Origin of the sequence: Oleiphilus messinensis, from assembly GCF_002162375.1 — a bacterium.
In the GTDB taxonomy this organism is placed as follows: domain Bacteria; phylum Pseudomonadota; class Gammaproteobacteria; order Pseudomonadales; family Oleiphilaceae; genus Oleiphilus; species Oleiphilus messinensis.
In genome coordinates this window covers 825,397-845,586 of the sequence record NZ_CP021425.1, presented here as the reverse complement: position 1 = coordinate 845,586, position 20,190 = coordinate 825,397, and the positions used below count along the sequence as shown (strand labels likewise).

Below are 20,190 nucleotides of genomic sequence, written 5' to 3'. Positions count from 1 at the left end.
TTATCTAGATTGAACAAAGTTTAGATAGAACAAAAAAAGCCCTGACAATGCAGGGCTTTTTTAAACTAAACAGTATGATGAACTTTACTTGATATCATCTACGCTGTTTAGCGGGTAATGCGCAGGATAAGGGAAGCGCGCTACACCACTATCTACTGCTGCCTGGGCGACTGCTGCCGACACCTTGGTCAGTAAGCGCCCATCAAGCGGCTTCGGAATAATATAGTCTTTACCGTATGACAATGCATCCCCGCCATACGCTTCCACCACATCTTGCGGTACAGGCTCTTTCGCAAGATCCTTGATCGCATTAACCGCAGCCACTTTCATTTCTTCATTGATGGCTGTCGCCCTTACATCAAGCGCACCACGGAAAATGAATGGGAAACCAAGCACGTTGTTGACCTGATTAGGGTAATCCGAACGTCCTGTCGCCATAATCAAGTCATCGCGAGTCTCAAGCGCCAACTCAGGCTTGATTTCCGGATCCGGGTTGGAACAAGCGAAGATAACAGGATTGGGTGCCATAGTCTTCAGAATCTCTGGAGACAATAAGTTTGGCCCGGACAAACCCACAAACACATCTGCACCATCACATGCATCAGCCAGCGTGCGCTTGTCAGTATCAATTGCAAACATTGCCTTATACTGATTCAAATCATCGCGGCCGGAGTGGATCACACCTTTTCGGTCCAGCATCATGATATTTTCCTGCTTCGCACCACAGCTGATCAACAGCTTCATACAAGCAACAGCAGCAGCACCAGCACCCAGACAAACAATAGTTGCCTCCTCGATACTCTTGCCTTGCAATTCCAGTGCGTTCAACATACCTGCTGCGGTTACAATCGCAGTTCCGTGCTGGTCATCATGAAAAATAGGAATATTGCACTGCTCGATCAGCACTCGCTCAATTTCAAAGCATTCCGGAGCTTTGATATCTTCGAGATTAATTCCACCGAACGTATCTGCGATGCGTGCAACCGTATCAATGAAAGCCTGTGGACTTTCGGAGTCAACTTCAATATCAAAGACATCAATACCGGCAAAGCGCTTGAACAAAACGCCTTTACCTTCCATGACGGGTTTACTCGCCAAAGGCCCTAAATTGCCCAACCCCAAAATCGCACTACCATCCGAAATGACCGCAACCAGGTTGCCTTTGGCCGTATAACGGTATGCATTTTCAGGGTCTTTAGCGATTTCTCGAACTGGCTCGGCCACACCAGGACTGTAGGCCAATGACAAATCACGGGAAGTTTGCGTGGGCTTGGTAATTTCTACGCTAATCTTTCCTGGACGGGGATTGGCATGATAATCAAGAGCCGCTTGCTTCAAATCTTCAGACATTGCAACTTTTCCGTATTTTAGTTAATTCGACGAGAGCACCGCTCCCGCTCCAAATAAGTAGAATTCCATCGGGTAAAGGCAGGGTATTATCAAATTTTGAACCCCCATGCTTGACTCTCGTACGCAGTATACTGCACGGAAGGGAAATTGGAACCCTGGACAGGCAGCATAGACTCAGGACAAAAAAGCGCACCAATGTGCGCTTCTTCCTATGTCGTATCCTGTCTCGATGTCGCTACAATTTGTCGTTCTGACAAATTAAGCTTTCTTACCCAGACGACCACCGAAACGCTTGTTGAACTTGTCGATACGTCCACCAGTTTCAGCTTGCTTCTGCTTTCCGGTGTAGAAAGGGTGGCAAGCAGAACAAACGTCCAAATGCAAATCTTTACATGCGGTTGAACGGGTTTTGATCACATTCCCACAGCTGCAGTGTGCGGAAATTTCTTCGTATTTTGGGTGAATACCTTCTTTCATTTTTAAAACCTCACTAAGGTGTTGCCGCCACCCGAACACTTGTCAGGCACCGCAAACAAAACGTTGCTCCAAACTTGGAATCGGTCACTCGTGTCAACCGCTCCCCAATGTGACTGCACATCCCCTATAATGGGAACCTAAATCCAGATAGGTAGAAAACTAAATTCAGAGCAGTGATTTTGGGACGGCGATGATACCATATTTTAACCGTTCCACAACCACTTAACGCAAAAAAATGGCTAATATGCAACCAACTCAATTGATAAAAGTCGCACTTCCAATACCGTTAAAACAAACTTTTGATTATCAACTGAGTGAGAAAGAGTTGGAGAAGGCAACTTTGGGTGCTCGCGTCAAAGTCCCGTTCGGCAATCGGCAATTAATCGGACTCATTGTCGAACTCTCACCTCGCCCCTCCATTGACATCACGCGAATCAAGCCAATTATAGAACTCATCGATGAATCCCCGGTTATGCCGGAACACCTAATATTACTGCTACGTTGGGCGAGCAAATACTATCAGGCATCACTGGGGGAAGCGCTTTTCAGTGCCCTCCCCCCTCCATTCAGACATGGAAAAGCGTTGAAGCAGGAGAAATACCGCAAATGGCAACTTAACACGCCTGACGTAACCGCTGAAAATCTGAATGTACACTTATCACAAATTCGGAAAAACGCTGAAAAACAAAAAGAACTACTGACCACCTTGAGTCAATCCAGCGACGGCATTTACGAACAAAGCCTGCGATCCATGGGCTTTAAACTCCAGCAACTAAAGACCCTGAAGCAAAAGAAACTAATAACAGATAACAATGTAATCCCGGAAATAGAAGCATATAAAAGAAGAGATAGTGATGACTCAGACCAGTTACTCCTCAATGATGAGCAAAAACAGGCCGTGCAGTCCGCAATTTCAGGTGAACACTGCTTCCAGGCATACTTGTTGAAGGGTATTACGGGAAGCGGTAAAACAGAAGTATACCTGGAAATCATTGAACATTTTTTGGTACAAGGATACCAGGCTCTAGTCCTCGTGCCTGAAATTAACCTGACCCCGCAAACCCTTTTACGTTTTCAAGCCCGCCTGCCGGATGCAAAGCTCGTCGTACACCACAGTGGAATGAACAATAGCGAGAGGCTCGAAGCCTGGCATTTCTGCCAAACCCATCGAGCCTCTGTATTAATTGGCACGCGATCTGCTGTTTTTTATCCCTTTAAAAAGCTTGGCTGCATCATCATCGATGAGGAACATGATACCTCATACAAACAACAGGATGGCTTTCGTTACCATGCACGGGATATCGCCGTTAAACGAGCCAAAGAACACAACTGTCCTGTTATTCTGGGCTCAGCCACACCATCCTTGGAATCTTACATCAATGCACGCGAAAAGAAGTATAAGCTGTTAACATTAAACGAGCGACCAGGCTCAATCCAGCTCCCTCAAGTAGAACTCATTGACATACAAACGCGACCATTACAAGCCGGACTTGCCCGCCCCACGATTAAGTCGATTGAATCTCATTTAAAAAATGGGCATCAGGTTCTCGTTTTTCTCAACCGCCGAGGCTTTGCCCCGACTCTAACCTGCACGGAATGCGGTTGGATAGCCAAATGCAATCACTGCGATGCGCGGCTTACCTATCACAACAAAGGGCACGTATTACGCTGCCACCATTGCAATTACCAAACATCAGCCCCCAATCATTGCCAGGATTGCCATCAATCAACCTTGAAATTGCTTGGCCAGGGCACCCAGCAAACAGAAGCGTTTCTGGAGCAAACCTACCCCGATACACCGCTTTTCAGAATTGACAGGGACTCTGTTTCCGGCAAGCACCAGATGGAGACCCTTTATCACCAGATTCTTGCCGAAGACGCGGCCCTGCTCGTTGGCACTCAAATGCTTGCCAAAGGACATCATTTCCCAAAGGTGACACTGGTTGTCGTGGTTGCTGCAGACGACGGGCTATTTTCAGCAGATTTCCGAGCAGAGGAAAAATTCAGCCAGCTGCTCATTCAGGTTTCAGGCCGGGCAGGTCGTGCACAGCAGCCGGGGCAGGTGATTATTCAAACTCGCCACTCCCACCATGCAATTTTGCAAGCCATTTCCCGGCTTGACTATGACCACATAGCAACAACACTCGCACATGAGCGGGAACTCATGACACTGCCTCCATTTTCCGCAATAACAAACATCCGGGGAGAGGGCAAAAATGAGTCTGACACTTTTACCTTGCTACAAAACATTGCTGAGAAAATTACGACTGGGCTGGACACCAAACAGCAACGGCTAGTTGGGGGGGGGAGTATATCTGGACCGCTACCTTCTTTGTTGCCCAGAAAGGCAGATCGATACCGATTTTACCTCACACTGAAAACCCCCACTAAACCCCAAATGCAAAAGTGGCTCAGTTCTATCCAAACAATCCTCGCTGATTTTACCCCGAATCCTCAGATTCGAATCAGCTTAGATATTGACCCAGTAGAAATCGGGTAAGATGTTGTGTTTTATATCTTGCGCTATTATCTCTATCAAACTTCACAAAAGCCCGCCAAACTAGCAAACTATACACTTCAGATAGATTCAAAAAAGGTCAAAAAATGCCCAAAGATTACGCTCCTCCAATGTCGAGCCGCAACAATGCCCCAGCAACTAAGGGGACCAGAAAAATTGGGTATATTTTGCTAATTATTATCATATCTGCAGCTTTTCTGACGGGTCTCTATTTTCTCAATAAGGTTCCTCGACAACAAAGTACTCCAGCCGCACCAGCTGAGATTACGCCAAAAACAGCAATCCCAGAGAAAGAAAAGCCCAAGATGGCAAAAGCAGAACCCGAGCTGAAAAATCCTGATGAATCATCGAGATTTGAATTTTATAAAATGCTACCCAATAGCGAAATTGAAACCAGCAACGTGGATGCTTACCGCCCCAAAGTTAAAGCAGACAAAAAACAATATAATTACATCCTCCAGACAGGGTCATTCCGCAACCCAAGTGATGCCGAACGCCAAAAAGCCCAGATTGGCTTTCAAGGACTTCGTGCCACTGTCAGCAGTATCGATGATAAAAGTGGGCGTCCGTGGTACCGAGTGGAAGTCGGGCCGTTTTACTCCCGTAGTAAAATGAATGGGGCAATCGATAAACTTGTTTCGATCAATATCCAACCCTTGACCAAAAAAATTCCAAAAGAGCCGTAAAGGTACCAAGGGACATAGCCAAATCCTCAGGAGTAATTTTGCGAAGAGAACTTGAATTGCTCCAAATCCGTCACCATATCCTCCCTATACTCTCTGGAAGATGCTCAACGGAGTCAATGAATGACGACTATTTTATCAGTTAGGCGCGACGATCAAGTTGCGCTTGGTGGAGACGGACAGGTCTCCCTCGGCAACACGGTAATGAAAGGAAACGCGAAGAAAGTCAGACGACTTTATCACGGCAAAGTGATCGCGGGCTTCGCTGGAGGCACTGCGGACGCCTTCACCCTGTTTGAGCGGTTTGAAGGCAAGCTTGAGAAACATCAAGGGCATTTGGTTCGGGCCGCAGTTGAACTCGCTAAAGATTGGCGAACGGATCGCGCACTGCGAAAACTTGAAGCACTCCTGGCTGTTGCAGACAAGGAAACCTCGCTGATCATCACCGGTAATGGTGATGTGGTGGAGCCAGAGGATAGCTTGATTGCCATTGGCTCAGGTGGTCCCTATGCACAGGCCGCTGCTCGGGCTCTGTTGGATAATACCGAACTTTCCGCGAAGGAAATTGTAGAGAAAGGCCTGAATATTGCTGGAGATATTTGCATCTATACAAATCATCATCAGACCATTGAAGAAATTAATAAGAACGGTTGAATTTGATTACCTGTTGTGTGACACGTCAAACTGACAGCGCAAAAGACTGAACTTGGAACCTATCATGTCCGCTATGACTCCACGTGAAATTGTACACGAATTAAACAAACACATCATTGGCCAGGAAAGTGCCAAGCGCGCGGTTGCTATCGCACTGCGTAACCGATGGCGCCGAATGCAGCTGGATGAAACAATCCGGGACGAAATCACCCCGAAGAATATACTTATGATTGGTCCAACCGGGGTCGGTAAAACAGAAATTGCTCGCCGACTAGCCAAGCTTGCTGAAGCTCCCTTCCTGAAAGTTGAAGCCACCAAATTCACAGAAGTTGGCTATGTCGGGCGAGACGTTGAGTCCATTATTCGAGATCTGTGTGAAATGTCGATCAAGATGTTTCGCGAAAAAGAAATGGATCGGGTGTCCCAGCGCGCTCAGGACGCGGCTGAAGACAGAGTATTGGACGCACTTCTGCCCCCCGCAAGAAGCTCTGATGAAACCTCTCCTCAGGATAGTTCTACACGTCAGATTTTTCGCAAAAAACTGAGAGAAGGCGAATTAAATGACAAAGAAATCGAGATCGAGTTGAAAGCCGCGCCGATCGGGGTTGAGATTATGGCACCTCCCGGCATGGAAGAAATGACCAATCAGTTGCAGAGTATGTTTTCGAACATCTCGGGCGACAAAAAGAAAAGTCGTAAAATGAAGGTCAGTGATGCTCTCAAACGCCTTCAAGATGAGGAAGCAGCCAAACTGATTAACGAAGAGGAAATGAAGCAAAAAGCCATTTCCGCTGTTGAACAGAATGGTATCGTTTTCATCGACGAAATTGACAAGGTAGCAAAGCGCTCGGACCATGGCAGTGCAGATGTATCACGGGAAGGCGTTCAACGGGATTTACTCCCATTGATTGAAGGCTCGACAGTCAGCACCAAATACGGAATGATCAAAACAGATCACATCCTCTTTATCGCATCCGGTGCATTCCACCTTTCCAAACCTTCTGACTTGATCCCTGAACTGCAAGGCCGATTGCCGATTCGAGTCGAACTTGAAGCATTGACTCCAGATGACTTTAAGCGCATTCTCACCGAGCCGGATGCCTCACTGACTGAGCAGTACCAAGCTCTAATGAATACCGAAGGCCTGCAACTGGAATTTACACCGGACTCGATTGACCGAATAGCGGAGATCGCTTGGACAGTTAACGAAAAGACGGAAAATATTGGTGCCCGCCGCCTGCATACAGTAATGGAGCGTCTTCTCGAAAATGCGTCCTTTACTGCAGGTGATACGTTGACGACATCCCTGAAGATTGATGGCACCTACGTGAATGAACAATTAGAAGAACTGGCGGGTGATGAAGACTTGAGCCGCTATATACTGTAGCGAACACCCGGATCAAAAATCCGTACCAGGCTCAAGTTATCTTTATCGAGCCTGGTACGGAATGCACTTCCAATTTTACCTTACATAGACCTGTGAACATGAAGGCAAAGCCCCCTATTCGAATAGCACTGGCTGATGATCGCAAAACGGTCGAGCTGACCTACTCACCAGCAGAAATATTCAGCCTGAGCGCAGAATTTCTCCGGGTACACTCCCCTTCCGCAGAGGTCAGAGGCCATGGCAATCAAAATGCGGTACTGCAAGTCGGCAAACGAAACGTGAGGATCAACGACATATCAACAACAGGTAATTATGCCATCAAGTTTACATTCGATGATGGCCACGACAGCGGACTGTATACTTGGGAATACCTTCATCAGCTCAGCCATGAAAAAGATGAACTTTGGGAGAACTACCTGAATAAGCTTGATGCTTCCGGGAAATCTCGTGACCCTTCGTAACGACCACACTTCACCAACCTTCGATAATTTCTGTGAATGCATTCCGCGTATACAGAGAGTGCTCCCACTCAGAAAAAACAGTTAAGGTGCAACCGGCTCGAACTTTTGGAAACTGAAATTAGTCTTTCTAATTCAGAAAGAATACACACATTCAATAAAATAATTTACTGAACAATGCGCTCACCGATAGACAATAAAATAGAGCTGTCCTAAAATAAAAAAACCCTTCGTCCTAATATATGGGGTTTGATAGGAGGGGTATGGACGAAGGGTGTGAAAAAATCTAACTACTTTGTCCGCTCGGCGGCGGAATGGAACACAATTTTGTTCCGCCGTCAGAGCACCAAAATCCGCCCTGACAGCTAACTCGACAACACTGATTCGATTTTTTCTTAATTTGCTACTTTCAAATAATTTGTCTCGCACTTTGCAAGAAATCCGCGACATTTTCCAATCCGGAACCAATACGGCCTAAGTAACCCGTCTTTTCTTCACGCTCTTTGGCAACATATACAGGAAGCATCTCACCGTAGAGACTCGTACTAATGGTTCGCTGCTCATCTTCGAGAATATCGCGACGTAGCGTAATGCCGTAAGGGGCAAACGTTTTTTCCAACTCATCTGCACGACTCAATAAATTCTGACGTGTCATCTGATACGCGTGCTCACAAACCATCCTGCGCGACTGGAAACTAAATACGTTCGAGAAAAACATTTTTGCATCTTCCCGAGTTGGCTCAAATAGCACAATATCGGCATTCGGGTATTCTGTTTCGTACATCGTCATCCCGGCTTTCATACGGGAATAAACCATTGTTCGAAATGTTTGCGCTAATATATTTGGCATGCCACTATTCGTAAGTGCACCAGGCTTCATTGTACCAGCTGCCACGGCTTCACTGACATCAATGGGCACAAGCGGGTTTACAGCAATGACCAAATCCGCGCCCTCTTCCAAAGCCACCGAGGCATGCATCCCTTTCCGGAGCGTGCCATCCATGTAATAGCGGCCGTCCAATTCCACGGGCACATAAAGTCCAGGGGACGCAACACTGGCTTGAACGGCTCTGGAAATCGGTACATGATCATAACCCGGCGCACCAAACCGCACCGCTTCACTACTCTCCAGGTCTGCTGCAACCAAATACAATCGACGACTCAGTTGACGAAAATCGTTCGTTCTGCCAAGCATGCTGTAGGAGCGCTGCAAATATTCCTGTAAACCGGAGTTATCGAATAGCCCGGCCGGAATCGCTTGCGCCAGGACGGTTAACGCATCCAACAGGCTTTGATCGTGCGGCGTGGTCACAAACCGTGCAAGCGCCTCCACCAACAACCCCGGCACGGAGACCGTGCGCTTCAAATATTCCCGTATTGCAGGCCGATAAAACACTTCGGGGTGAAACGGGTGTACCTCGGCTTCGTTCTTGACAAAAATTCGACACATCTGGGCAGAGGTCATTTGATTGGCCAGATTTGCAGCGACAAAAGCGCCCGCGCTGACCCCGACGTAGACATAAAGATCATTAAAATCCACGCCATCTAGTGATTCGTCCAATGCCCGAAGTGCACCTATTTCATAGATTCCCCCTAATGGTCCCCCTCCTCCAAGGGCCAAACCAATTTTGGGTTTACCGGTATCCGTCACTGTTTTATCTTTTGTCATTAAACCCCCACAGGTACAACGCGTCTCACTGCCTGGTTACTCTATCCCAACACTATTCCAACACCACTAACGGGTTAATAGTGCTCCATGATTTACGATCAAGCGCTCTGATATAAGCCCGCAAAACCGGACGACTCAATAACCGCTTTCTGACAATTTACTGTACAAATGTACGAATAACAAGACCGTTGCCTAACCTGCTACTTACGACAAGGTAGCAAGCCGAATTAGAATATTCATACTAAATGAACAGATAAATTTATTGCTGTTTGCCTGAGCCTCAATTCAAATCGTTACGACAGAGCCGTCCGCAGTGCGTTCTGGGCGCATAAATTTACCTAATCCAGCATCTTTTAAAGCCAAATCGAGCGTACTTTTAATCACCTGCGGCGAATCAAGGCGACTCACCTCCTCCCAGAGGTCTCGAGCCCAAGCAAGGCTGATATTCCGGATAACCGATTTAACTTTTGGCAAGTTTGACGCATTCATTGAGAGCGCATCAAATCCCATTGCGATCAATAGAACGGCACCAGCCGGATCACCCGCCAGCTCACCACAGATACTGACTTGCTTACCGGCATCATGACTTTCTTGAACAATGTGACTTAACGCTTTTAAAACGGCAGGATGAAAGGAATGATACAAGCCCGCAACTCGAGGATTATTCCGGTCAACGGCAAGCAAATATTGCGTCAGATCATTCGTTCCGACAGACACAAAGTCAACGCGCTCGGCGAGTTCTCGCGCCTGATAAACCGCCGCGGGAACCTCGATCATAACACCGACTTTCGGCATTTTGATGTCGAATCCTTCTTCACGCACCTCGTGGTAAACCCGATAAATCAGGTGGAGCGCCTCTTCAACCTCGGAAATGTTGCTGATCATTGGCAACATAATACGAAGGTTGTCCAAACCTTCGCTCGCTTTGAGCATGGCGCGTACCTGAACGAGAAAAATTTCGGGGTGATCAAGCGTGACCCGAATGCCGCGCCAGCCCAAAAACGGATTTTCTTCATGAATTGGGAAGTACGTGAGCGCTTTATCGCCGCCGATATCAAGTGTTCGCATTGTCACGTATCCGGGAGCGAACGCCTCCAACTGCTCTCGATAACACGCTTTTTGCTCATGCTCACTAGGAAAACGCTCATTGATCATGAAAGGCACTTCAGTTCGATACAGGCCTACCCCCTGAGCACCATGGCTCAATGACATGACCACATCTGTCATTAATCCGGTATTGACCCACAATGAAACTTGATGGCCATCCTTTGTCAAACTCGGTTCATTTTTAAGCGCTTCCAGTCCTTTGATCTGCTCTTGCTCATCCTCAACGATTCCCTGATAGTAACCCAACAATTCAATTGAAGGAGAAGCATAAATTTGCCCGTTATAGCCATCCACAATTAGCTGGCGACTATCTAACTGTCCTACTGGAACGTCGACAACCCCCATCACAGTGGGTACCCCCATCGCACGGGCCAAAATTGCTACATGAGAGTTTCCGGAGCCTTTAACAGAAACCAGCCCCTTTAACTTTTCTTTGGGCACTTCACCCAACATTGCCGGGGTTAACTCTTCACTGACCAGAATAGTCGCATCAGGGTAATCTTTTTGTTGGTCATTTTCTTGTTGAAGATACGCCAACACTCGGCGTCCCAAATCCTTGATATCGACTGCACGCTCGCTCAGATAGGAATCCCGCATGAGCTCAAAATGCCGAACATACTCATTCGTGACTTCTTTTAATGCCCCCTGGGCCCAACTACCTTCACGAATTCTGCTGATAACCTCTCCACCCAGCGCGTTGTCATCCAACATGCGCAGATAGACATCGAACAGCGCCTGTTCTTCTGGCCGCAGTTGTGACTCAAGTCGGGCGCCCACAGCTTCAATGTCCCGTCGCACTGCCGCAAGCGCTTCATTGAACTTTTCAATTTCCAATTCAATATCCGTTGCGACCTTTTCCGGCACGGAATCAAGGTCTGCCGGAGGAAATATAACAACGCTATCTCCGATCGCAACACCGGGCGCACCAGGCACACCCGTGAAGCAAACATCTTTTGCCTGCTCCCCCGTTAGACTCAAACCGCCAATAACACCCGTTGCTTCACTGTGCGCTATGACCCCGGCCAATTGGGCTGAAACCGTGACCAGAAATGCTTCCTCACCCTCATCAAAAATACGGCTATTCTTTTGCTGCTGAACGACAATCACGCCCAACACCTTACGGTGATGGATAATCGGAACGCCAAGGAAAGATTGATAACGCTCTTCGCCAGTCTCGGCAAAATAGCGATAACGTGGGTGGGCTGGCGCATTCTCCAGATTGATTGGCTCTTCTCTTACACCAACCAATCCGACCAGTCCTTCAGAGTGGGCCAGGCTAACATTGCCGACGGCCTCTTTATTCAGGCCCTGTGTCGCCATTAAGATGTATCGGTTAGACTCAGGATCAACGAGGTAAACAGAGCATACTTCTGTGTCCATCGCTTCCTGAACACGAGTCACAATAATATCCAGGGCCTCAACCAAATCTTTAGCTGAGTTCACTTCCTGAACTATGCTGCGCAACGTATTAAGCATACTTCCGTCTCTAATTATCCACCAGCATAGAACAGCCGGGGCGCAAGCTCTTTAAGCGCACGCCGGTATACTTCACGCTTAAATGCAACTACCTGCCCCAACGGATACCAATAACTCACCCATTGCCAGCCGTCAAATTCTGGTGAATCAGACCGGTCAACAGAAACTTTTTGATCAGACGAAACCATACGAAGCAAAAACCATTTTTGTTTTTGCCCGACACAAACCGGATGCGAATGATAGCGAATCATTTTTTTTGGTAATCTATAGCGCAGCCAACCGCGAGTGCACGCGATAATCTCCACATCCTGTGGTCCAAGACCGACCTCTTCTCTGAGCTCTCTAAACAGAGCATCTTCCGGAGTTTCGTCTTTTTTTATGCCCCCTTGCGGAAACTGCCAAGAATCCTGCCCGATTCTTCGGGCCCACAGTAATTCGCTATTCCGGTTCGCAAGAATGATTCCGACATTTGGCCTGAAGCCATCAGTGTCTATCACTTGCGTAACCCTTTGAAACTATTTGAACCAATTTTTTCAGAAATCGGAACAATGAGCAAACCCTCATTTGCCCAGAATTGGCGATATCACCCCATAAAGACAGCCAATCAGTAGACTATTCATTAATAATAGAATAACTTTGCATTTTAACCCAATGACATAAAAAACCAGTTGGAGAGAATAAAGTGGCATTAGCCATATTTGATTTGGATAATACCTTGATCGCGGGTGATAGCGACCATGCCTGGGGCCAGTTTCTCGTAGAAGAAGGCATTGTTGATGCCATTACCTTTAAAAGAGCAAATGACCAGTTCTATCAGGACTATCTGGATGGCTGTCTGGACATGGACAAATACCTAGAGTTTTCACTTGCGCCCCTCGCACAGTTCAGTGAAAGCACACTGTTAGCATGGCGTGAGCAGTTTATCGAGCAGAAAATTCAGCCGATGATTCTTGAAAAAGCTCTGGAACTTTTGGCTGAACACCGCCAAAAGCAGGATAAGCTCCTGATTATTACTGCAACCAATGAGTTTGTAACTGAACCGATTGCCAAGATCCTGGACATCCCGCACCTGATAGCGACGGTCCCGGAAAAAATCGATAATTGCTATACCGGGCGCGCCACCGGGGTTCCCAGTTTTCAGAGTGGCAAGGTAGAACGGCTAAATGCATGGCTGGAAAGCGAAAACGAGACCTTGGCAGGTTCCAGTTTTTACAGTGATTCCCATAACGATTTACCACTATTGAATGTGGTTGAGTACCCGGTCGCAGTTGACCCGGATGTAACCTTGCGGAACCATGCAGAAACGAACAATTGGAAAGTCATTTCCCTACGCTGATGAACTCCCGTATACCAGGACTGGCTGTTGTATGCAGCCTGCTGCTGCTTTCTGGATGTGAACCAGATAACGGCACGACAGGATCAAACCCGCAATTCAACAGTCAGACAAATATTGAGCACCCAGGCGCTTTGACGATTTCGCCTTTGGTGCCCCCTTTTTTAACCACGGCACAAGAAGTCCACCTCCAGCTTCGCGAAGCTACAGCAGCGATGGACACACACATCATTGAGCTTGTCACTGCACCATCGGCTGAAAAGCTCGAAGCAAGTCGCAAAGCGTGGCAAACAGCACACTCATTGTTAACAGCAGCAAAATTATTTCAGTATTTACCCGTGAAACACCCAGAACTGTATTCAGGATCCGAGCTGGATCCTGAGTCAACTGGAGAGGATAATACCAATGAGGCATCGACTAAGCATTCATTATGGGTACAACTGGATCAGGCTCCGCTACTACCCGGCTATTTGGATTCCGTGCAAGGCTATCCGCTTTCCGGCCTCGTGCACAGTGAAATGAGCCTCACCCGGGAGGCACTCCTGGCCCAACATCAATTTGCTGACACCTACTATGTCGCAGTGGGCTTTCACGCACTGGAATTTTTGCTTTGGGGTGAGTCAGGAGCTCGCCCCATTTCCGATTTTTTAGTACCGGAGACCGCCGAAGTTTCGCCCGAAGCTCGACGTTTGCGCTTAATCAAAATTATTTCCAGTCTGGCAGCTGAAGATACAAATAGGCTTTGTAGTATCTGGTTGAATGACTCCAGCTACTTCACAAAGAAAATAACGGACGGGACAAGCAGACATTTTCAAGAACAGACTGTGCTCGAAGCCATTCGTGGCTCGATTTATCACCAGATTCATGATTCAGACATGGGCAGCCTATCTTTGTCGCACTCAGAATTTAGCGCAGCAGGGAAAACAGACTTGTCAGCCCTACTTTCCTTCATCCAGTCTTTTACAGGAATACCTGAAGTGACAGCGCGACTGAATGAACTGGATAAGAAAGACACGGATATCAGTCTCATTCAATTAATCAACGAGCTTGGCAAACAAATTAGCGAATGGCCAACAGAGGCAGGAACCAAGCAAGCTAAAGATGACAACGTTTTGGATGCCCAACAAAGGGCAGTCAGTCGAATTACGCATCTCCAGAAGCAGATTGATTCACGCCTGAATGCCCTGATCAACCAATAGTGCCGGCTAAACACTCGGTAGAGATCTGACAAAAACAGCTTTTATATAATCGGTTTCCGGGATCGCCGGCAAGATTGGATGATCCGGACCTTGGTGACCACGCCCGAGCACCTGGACAAATCGGTCGACTTGTCGGCCAGCGGCACGAATCAAATCAATATGGCGATTTGCTTCCAGATGCATGGAACAGGAAGCCGAAACCAAAATCCCTTCTCGACTCAAGAGCCGTAATGCTATTTCATTCAACCTTCCATAGGCCCGCTCACCTGCTTTGATATCTTTGCGACGGGGTATAAATGCAGGGGGATCAGCAATAACCAGATCAAACTTTTCCTTATCTTGCAGCATTTGCTCCACAACTTCAAAGACGTCACCACGGATTGTGCTGGTTCGTGCCTCTACGCCTTGCAGACGGGCATTCTCATTCAACACCTCCAATGCTCCGGCAGAAACATCCACAGCAACCACTTGTTCAGCCCCGAATGCGGCGGCTTGCAGCCCCCAGCCACCAACATAAGAAAATAAATCCAAGACACGCTTACCTTGAACATAAGGTTGAAGCATCGCACGGTTAACCCTGTGGTCATAAAACCATCCGGTTTTCTGGGCGCCCTGAATCGGAACGACGAACTCGACGCCGTTCTCAACAACCCTCAGGTAATCACAGTTTTCACCGACACATTCCACATAGGTGTCCAGCCCCTCTACACGCCTCATCTTGCCATCATTTTTGAATATAATTGACTTCGGTGCGAGTACATTATTCAGCGCGGTAATAATCGCTGTTTTACATTGTTCCATACCCGCGGATGAAATCTGGACCACACACACATCGTCAAAACGATCAACAACCAACCCGGGCAGCGCATCGCTATCTCCAAACACCAAACGATAGTATGGCAATGCAAAATTCAGACTGCGTAGTCTGAGTGCACATTCTATTCTATTCTGGATCTGTTTTTTATTCAGGAAGGTTTTAGGGGAGCGGGAAATCAAACGCGCGCAAATTAATGTATTCGGATTAACAAATGCCGTTCCAAGCGCTTTCCCTGCGGCATTTTCGATGACCACCTGATCACCCGCCGTAAATCCGGTAAGCGGTGTTTTGAGCGTATCAACCTCATTACTGTACACCCAAACGTGACCAGCGCGAATACGCTTGTCCGCATTACCACGAAGTCTTAGAACTTTTGTATCCATTTATGCTACCGCGCTTCAAAACGTTAAATTAAATCGAGCGCGCAAGTATACCAGATCGCAGTACAACACTGTTAGCACAGGCCTGAATGAGTCGACATACGCCCGATACGCATCAGGCAAACTTAATACGATCTCTGGCAAACAAGTGGCCATCAATTACACTGTAAGTAACACAAGTTTTTTATCCTGGCACAGGGCCTTATTACCCCTGGAGGGAGGAGTATTCACGTGTCATCCGAATTAACTGAAGAACAAATCAAAAACATCCTTCAAGGCATCAAGATACCGCCGCAACCACAAATTCTGGTTGATCTGCAGATGGAGCAGGCAATGCCTGATCCGGATATCCGGCAAATCGCACGCCTGGTCAGCCAGGACGTTGGCCTGTCTGGAACCATGCTGAAATTTGTCAATTCCCCTTTTTTCGGACTTTCAAATAAAATTACTTCCATTGAGCAAGCCGTGTCTCTTCTGGGTCTGAATAGCGTTATTAATATTCTGAACGGGCTTTCGATCAAGGGCGAAATGACCGATGAAAAAATCGCATCACTCACTCGTTTTTGGGACACCGCCAACGATATTGCTATGGTTTCAGCAACGATCGCCAAACAGATCGGCTATCACAGCCCCGATGCAGCCTATTCCCTGGGTCTGTTCCATAATGCGGGCATTCCGTTGATGTATTCCCGCTTCGACAACTATGACGATATCATGCAAGAAGCCTATTCCGGGGTCGACATTCGTATCATTGATACGGAAAACCGTCTGTTAAACACCAATCATGCCGTAATCGGATATTACACCGCCAAGTCCTGGAACCTACCGCGCCTGATCTGTGAAGTTATCGCTGAACACCACAGTGCGCAAACGATATTCGAGAAAAAGGATGGTCAGAATCAAGACAAGAAAACCCTCTTGGCAATCCTGAAAATTGCAGAGCACATCTGTGGCAACTATCGAGTCCTGGGCAACCAGAATATCGACTATGAGTGGCAGGCATCAGGCGATGATATTTTGGAATATGTCGGCTTGACTTCAATTGATATTGGCGACATGAAAGATAATTTTCAGGATATGGGCGTATCTGTTTTCACTGACTAGGGGCTGTTGACCTTTTTAAATCGCAACACTCAGAACACTGCCCGCCCAAAGCGGACGGGCAGTGTTCTCAAGAGGGGATCAGGCTTCTCGACGATAGGCCAAATCCAACTCCCGCGCAGCGCGCACATCATCCAGTCGGCGCACTGGAAGATTGTAAGGCGCAGCTTTTACTAGCTCAGGGGTATTTTGCGCCTCCTCCAGAATCTTCGTCATGGCAAGGACAAAGCCTTCTATTTCATCTGGCGATTCGGTTTCCGTGGGCTCAATCAAAAGACATTCTGGCACGAGCAGGGGGAAGTAGGTTGTCGGAGCATGGTAGCCGTAATCAAGCAATCGTTTGGCGAAATCCATCGCGTTAACATCAAAGGATTTAACCTGAGGGCTCATTGTAACGATGAACTCATGGGTAGCTCGTCGACCAGGATAGGCCAATTTGAATCCAGCTTGTTCCATCAGTTTTGCCATGTAGTTTGCATTCAATGTCGCAAACTCACCGACTCTCACCAATCCCTCAGCGCCAAGGAGCACAGCGTAGGCATAGGCTCTCAGCACGATACCGGCATTCCCCATAAACGCGGATAACGCACCAATGGTATCCGGCAACGCTTCTTTATCCAGCCAGCAATATGATGCTTCACCACCAACATCCTCTCGTCCAGCAATGGGTGTGGGCAGAAAAGGCAACAAGCGCTCATTCACAGCCACAGGTCCGGAACCCGGGCCACCACCACCATGGGGTGTCGCGAAAGTCTTATGAAGATTCATGTGCATCACATCGAATCCCATATCCCCCGGTCGCACTTTCCCCAGAATTGCATTCAGGTTTGCTCCATCATAATAGAGTAAGCCACCCGCATCATGGACGATTTGTGCAATTTCCTTGATCTGACGTTCGAACACACCACAAGTGGATGGATTGGTCAACATAATACCCGCAGTTTGCGGGCCGACTGATTCCCGTAACGCATCAATATCCACATCACCGTCATCTTTAACCGGTAATTCCCGAACCTTATAACCACACATCACCGCCGTTGCCGGATTGGTTCCATGTGCTGCAGATGGAACCAGTATCTCCTGCCGAGCGTCATCTCCTCGCTTCTGATGGTAGGCTTTGATCATTGCGACGCCCGCAAACTCGCCCTGAGCACCCGCCATAGGCGCCAAAGATACACCCGCCATCCCGGTAACATCTTTCAAAATCTCCTGAAGATCATAAACACAGGATAAAAAGCCCTGACTAAACCGGTCCGATGCCAATGGATGACGTCGAAGGAAGCCGGGTAAGCTCGCCGCCTTGTGCGCGCCTCGAGGGTTATACTTCATGGTACAAGACCCCAGAGGGTAGAACTGCGTATCGATCGAGAAGTTTTTACGGGAGAGGTTAGTAAAATGGCGCACCACTTGTAATTCTGAAACTTCCGGCAGCGGGGCCGCTGCTTTGCGTAACAAAGAATCCGGGATTGTGCTGGCATCTGGACGATTCTTCGGCGCCTGAGCTGTCGCTCTTCGACCACTTTTTCCACGTTCGAAAATCAACATCACACATTCTCCAATTCAGACAGCACCGCTTGCAGTTTATGGGCATACAACTTCAGATCATTTTCCGTTTTGGTTTCAGTTACACAAACCAGCATAGCTTCACCCAGTTGTGGATAATCAGCCTGGAGATCAACACCTGGCATGATGCCACCTGACTCCATATGCTCAATGACTAAATGAACGGGAGCTTTGGTTCGAACTACAAATTCATGGAAAACCGGGCCAGTATTCTGGATCACCTCGACGCCTTCGATTGCGCTCAAAAGTGCTCGTAACGATTGGGTATTTTCATGACTGGCCAAAGCAACCTGGCGCAAGCCTTCGCCACCAAGGAGACTCATGTACACCGTGGCAGCGGTTACGGCCAACCCCTGATTCGTACAGATATTTGAAGTTGCTTTGGAGCGACGTATGTGCTGTTCACGAGCCTGCAACGTCAGCGTAAATCCAGGCTGGCCTTCCATATCAACAGTACGACCAATGATTCTTCCCGGCATTTGTCTTACAAAGGCTTTTTTACAGCAGATGAAACCAAAATAAGGACCACCTGAAGCGAGTGGCAACCCCAGAGGCTGACCATCACCCACAGCAATATCAGCCCCGGTACTCCCCCATTCCCCCGGAGGAGTTAACAATGCCAATGAAGTCGGATTGACTACGGCGATAACCAGCATACCCTGAGCGTGCGCCCAATCCGTCAGCGCGTTCACATCTTCGAGCTGTCCGAAATAACTGGGTTGCTGAACCAGCAACGCGGCATAGTCCTGCCCTTCATACGCCGCGAGTACGCTAGTCGGCGTCTGTAAATTGTTCGGATCAACGTCAACCACTTCGAGCTCAATATCCTGGTTGGTGACAATATTCTCGACGGCTTGACGATATCGAGGATTCACCGACCCTAAACTCAATACTTTCCGGCTTTTTGACTTGCGGTTTGCCCGAACCGCCATCAATACCGCCTCCGCCAGTCCGGAAGCACCATCATAAAGCGATGCATTAGAGACATCCAATCCCGTGAGCGCTGTCATCATCGACTGAAACTCATAAATCAACTGCAACGTGCCCTGGCTCGCCTCCGCCTGATAAGGCGTGTAAGCCGTCATAAACTCACCACGACTGGCGATATCCCATACGACACTTGGGATATGATGCTCGTATGCTCCAGCGCCGAGGAAACACAAGGCTCCCTCGTCCATTTCGGCCCGCTCGGACAATTTTCTCAACATCTCCATCTCCGTGAGGCCCGATGGTACATGCTTAAGGGCTTCACAGCGCAGGGTTGACGGGATTTCGTCAAAAAGCTCGTCGATACTCTGGACACCGATGGTATCCAACATGCGTCGCACATCGTCTTCGGTATGGGGAATGAAAGGCATGAGCTACTCTCTGATTAAGTCTTGAATTGGGTTTGGAATAACGGATGCATCGGTCCGATATCAGCGTTTACGATATTAGGAAATCGCCGCCACACAACCCGATTTCATCCGATCAGTTCCATTAACATCAGTCGATAAAGTAATCGGAACAAGAGCGCTCAGGTTTTTAACGGCGAATCAATTAACTCGTAACCGGGACTCGAATTACAAATCTGCTGGAAAACCGATTAATCATCAGCTTCACAAACATCCGCATAATCATCGGCGCTCAGCAGCCCTTCCAACTCGCTTGGATCTTTGATTTTTACTTTGAAGAACCAGCCATCGTTGTAGGGATCAGAATTAACCAGATCGGGCGATTCTTCCAGGTCAGCATTGACCGCCACCACCACACCGGAGACGGGACTATAAATATCCGATGCGGCCTTGACCGACTCCACCACACCAGCCTCATCACCAGCACTCAACTCGGCATCAACTTCAGGGAGTTCGACAAAAACAACATCCCCCAGCAAGTCTTGTGCATGATCAGTAATACCTACGGTCACAACGCCGTCACCTTCCAGTCTGGCCCACTCATGACTGGATAGATATTTTAATTCATTTGGTATTTGACTCATTAATTTGTTCCTATACTATTTCTGATTCAATCATAATGCC

The 20,190-nt window shown here is 47.9% G+C and carries 17 protein-coding genes; 8 read left to right on the top strand and 9 right to left on the bottom strand.

Features of this window, described 5'->3' with window-relative positions; all coding sequences use genetic code 11:
- Positions 1–84: 84 nt before the first annotated feature.
- Entirely contained in the window at positions 85–1,350 is a 1,266-nt protein-coding gene (locus tag OLMES_RS03830) for a malic enzyme-like NAD(P)-binding protein (protein WP_087460037.1), read from the bottom strand.
- Between the two features lie 258 nt (positions 1,351–1,608).
- Positions 1,609–1,827: a 50S ribosomal protein L31 gene (gene rpmE, locus OLMES_RS03825; protein WP_087460036.1), complete on the bottom strand. Its 219-nt coding sequence runs from the start codon at positions 1,825–1,827 to the stop codon at positions 1,609–1,611.
- Positions 1,828–2,062: 235 nt separating this feature from the next.
- On the opposite strand from rpmE, the gene OLMES_RS03820 reads away from it, so the two are divergent.
- The 5 genes from OLMES_RS03820 (at position 2,063) to OLMES_RS03800 (ending at position 7,530) form a co-directional block, all read left to right on the top strand.
- Positions 2,063–4,327 (top strand): primosomal protein N', encoded by a 2,265-nt coding sequence (locus OLMES_RS03820; RefSeq protein ID WP_087460035.1) that lies wholly within the window; start codon positions 2,063–2,065, stop codon positions 4,325–4,327.
- 104 nt (positions 4,328–4,431) lie between these two features.
- Positions 4,432–5,031, top strand: a complete 600-nt coding sequence (locus tag OLMES_RS03815; protein WP_087460034.1) for an SPOR domain-containing protein — start codon at positions 4,432–4,434, stop codon at positions 5,029–5,031.
- 120 nt (positions 5,032–5,151) lie between these two features.
- The gene (gene hslV, locus OLMES_RS03810) at positions 5,152–5,682 is read left to right on the top strand and encodes an ATP-dependent protease subunit HslV (RefSeq protein WP_087460033.1); all 531 of its coding nucleotides are present in this window, start codon (positions 5,152–5,154) and stop codon (positions 5,680–5,682) included.
- 64 nt (positions 5,683–5,746) lie between these two features.
- Positions 5,747–7,069, top strand: coding sequence for an ATP-dependent protease ATPase subunit HslU (hslU, locus tag OLMES_RS03805; RefSeq protein WP_087460032.1), 1,323 nt, complete (start codon positions 5,747–5,749; stop codon positions 7,067–7,069).
- Positions 7,070–7,167: 98 nt separating this feature from the next.
- Positions 7,168–7,530, top strand: a complete 363-nt coding sequence (locus OLMES_RS03800; protein ID WP_087464317.1) for a gamma-butyrobetaine hydroxylase-like domain-containing protein — start codon at positions 7,168–7,170, stop codon at positions 7,528–7,530.
- 406 nt (positions 7,531–7,936) lie between these two features.
- Here OLMES_RS03800 and OLMES_RS03795 read toward each other — a convergent pair whose 3' ends face one another.
- The 3 genes from OLMES_RS03795 to OLMES_RS03785 all read right to left on the bottom strand — a co-directional run bounded on the left by OLMES_RS03795 (position 7,937) and on the right by OLMES_RS03785 (position 12,276).
- Complete coding sequence (locus OLMES_RS03795; RefSeq protein ID WP_087460031.1) at positions 7,937–9,196, bottom strand: patatin-like phospholipase family protein; 1,260 nt, start codon at positions 9,194–9,196, stop codon at positions 7,937–7,939.
- Positions 9,197–9,481: 285 nt separating this feature from the next.
- Complete coding sequence (gene ptsP, locus OLMES_RS03790) at positions 9,482–11,779, bottom strand: phosphoenolpyruvate--protein phosphotransferase (RefSeq protein WP_087460030.1); 2,298 nt, start codon at positions 11,777–11,779, stop codon at positions 9,482–9,484.
- A 14-nt stretch (positions 11,780–11,793) separates the two neighbouring features.
- Positions 11,794–12,276 carry an RNA pyrophosphohydrolase gene (locus tag OLMES_RS03785; protein WP_087460029.1) on the bottom strand — a complete coding sequence of 161 codons (483 nt, stop codon included), beginning with the start codon at positions 12,274–12,276 and terminating at the stop codon, positions 11,794–11,796.
- A 185-nt stretch (positions 12,277–12,461) separates the two neighbouring features.
- Here OLMES_RS03785 and OLMES_RS03780 point away from each other — a divergent pair, with 185 nt between their 5' ends.
- Complete coding sequence (locus OLMES_RS03780; protein ID WP_087460028.1) at positions 12,462–13,115, top strand: histidinol-phosphatase; 654 nt, start codon at positions 12,462–12,464, stop codon at positions 13,113–13,115.
- Entirely contained in the window at positions 13,091–14,311 is a 1,221-nt protein-coding gene (locus OLMES_RS03775; protein WP_157678127.1) for an imelysin family protein, read from the top strand. Before OLMES_RS03780 ends, OLMES_RS03775 begins: the two co-directional genes overlap by 25 nt.
- Before the next feature lie 6 nt (positions 14,312–14,317).
- On the opposite strand, the gene OLMES_RS03770 is transcribed toward OLMES_RS03775, so the two are convergent.
- Positions 14,318–15,511: a class I SAM-dependent rRNA methyltransferase gene (locus OLMES_RS03770; RefSeq protein ID WP_087460026.1), complete on the bottom strand. Its 1,194-nt coding sequence runs from the start codon at positions 15,509–15,511 to the stop codon at positions 14,318–14,320.
- A gap of 228 nt (positions 15,512–15,739) precedes the next feature.
- Between OLMES_RS03770 and OLMES_RS03765 the strand changes: the two genes are divergently transcribed.
- Positions 15,740–16,612, top strand: coding sequence for an HDOD domain-containing protein (locus OLMES_RS03765; RefSeq protein ID WP_087460025.1), 873 nt, complete (start codon positions 15,740–15,742; stop codon positions 16,610–16,612).
- 78 nt (positions 16,613–16,690) lie between these two features.
- Here the strand turns inward: OLMES_RS03765 and gcvPB are convergent, their stop codons facing one another.
- From gcvPB to gcvH, 3 genes are all read right to left on the bottom strand, one after another.
- Positions 16,691–18,154 carry an aminomethyl-transferring glycine dehydrogenase subunit GcvPB gene (gene gcvPB, locus OLMES_RS03760; RefSeq protein ID WP_087460024.1) on the bottom strand — a complete coding sequence of 488 codons (1,464 nt, stop codon included), beginning with the start codon at positions 18,152–18,154 and terminating at the stop codon, positions 16,691–16,693.
- A complete protein-coding gene (gene gcvPA, locus OLMES_RS03755) occupies positions 18,154–19,530 on the bottom strand; it encodes an aminomethyl-transferring glycine dehydrogenase subunit GcvPA (RefSeq protein WP_087460023.1) in 1,377 nt (458 codons plus the stop codon). Before gcvPA ends, gcvPB begins: the two co-directional genes overlap by 1 nt.
- Positions 19,531–19,757: 227 nt before the next feature.
- A complete protein-coding gene (gene gcvH, locus OLMES_RS03750) occupies positions 19,758–20,150 on the bottom strand; it encodes a glycine cleavage system protein GcvH (RefSeq protein WP_087460022.1) in 393 nt (130 codons plus the stop codon).
- Positions 20,151–20,190 lie beyond the last annotated feature (40 nt).

Bases quoted from the DNA above. Each gene is read 5' to 3' on its own strand.
- hslU (WP_087460032.1), top strand. From the start codon at position 5,747: ATGTCCGCTATGACTCCACGTGAAATTGTACACGAATTAAACAAACAC.
- ptsP (WP_087460030.1), bottom strand. From the start codon at position 11,779: ATGCTTAATACGTTGCGCAGCATAGTTCAGGAAGTGAACTCAGCTAAA.
- gcvPA (WP_087460023.1), bottom strand. From the start codon at position 19,530: ATGCCTTTCATTCCCCATACCGAAGACGATGTGCGACGCATGTTGGAT.
- gcvH (WP_087460022.1), bottom strand. From the start codon at position 20,150: ATGAGTCAAATACCAAATGAATTAAAATATCTATCCAGTCATGAGTGG.
- gcvPB (WP_087460024.1), bottom strand. From the start codon at position 18,154: ATGTTGATTTTCGAACGTGGAAAAAGTGGTCGAAGAGCGACAGCTCAG.
- OLMES_RS03830 (WP_087460037.1), bottom strand. From the start codon at position 1,350: ATGTCTGAAGATTTGAAGCAAGCGGCTCTTGATTATCATGCCAATCCC.
- rpmE (WP_087460036.1), bottom strand. From the start codon at position 1,827: ATGAAAGAAGGTATTCACCCAAAATACGAAGAAATTTCCGCACACTGC.
- OLMES_RS03820 (WP_087460035.1), top strand. From the start codon at position 2,063: ATGGCTAATATGCAACCAACTCAATTGATAAAAGTCGCACTTCCAATA.
- OLMES_RS03770 (WP_087460026.1), bottom strand. From the start codon at position 15,511: ATGGATACAAAAGTTCTAAGACTTCGTGGTAATGCGGACAAGCGTATT.
- OLMES_RS03815 (WP_087460034.1), top strand. From the start codon at position 4,432: ATGCCCAAAGATTACGCTCCTCCAATGTCGAGCCGCAACAATGCCCCA.
- OLMES_RS03800 (WP_087464317.1), top strand. From the start codon at position 7,168: ATGAAGGCAAAGCCCCCTATTCGAATAGCACTGGCTGATGATCGCAAA.
- hslV (WP_087460033.1), top strand. From the start codon at position 5,152: ATGACGACTATTTTATCAGTTAGGCGCGACGATCAAGTTGCGCTTGGT.
- OLMES_RS03795 (WP_087460031.1), bottom strand. From the start codon at position 9,196: ATGACAAAAGATAAAACAGTGACGGATACCGGTAAACCCAAAATTGGT.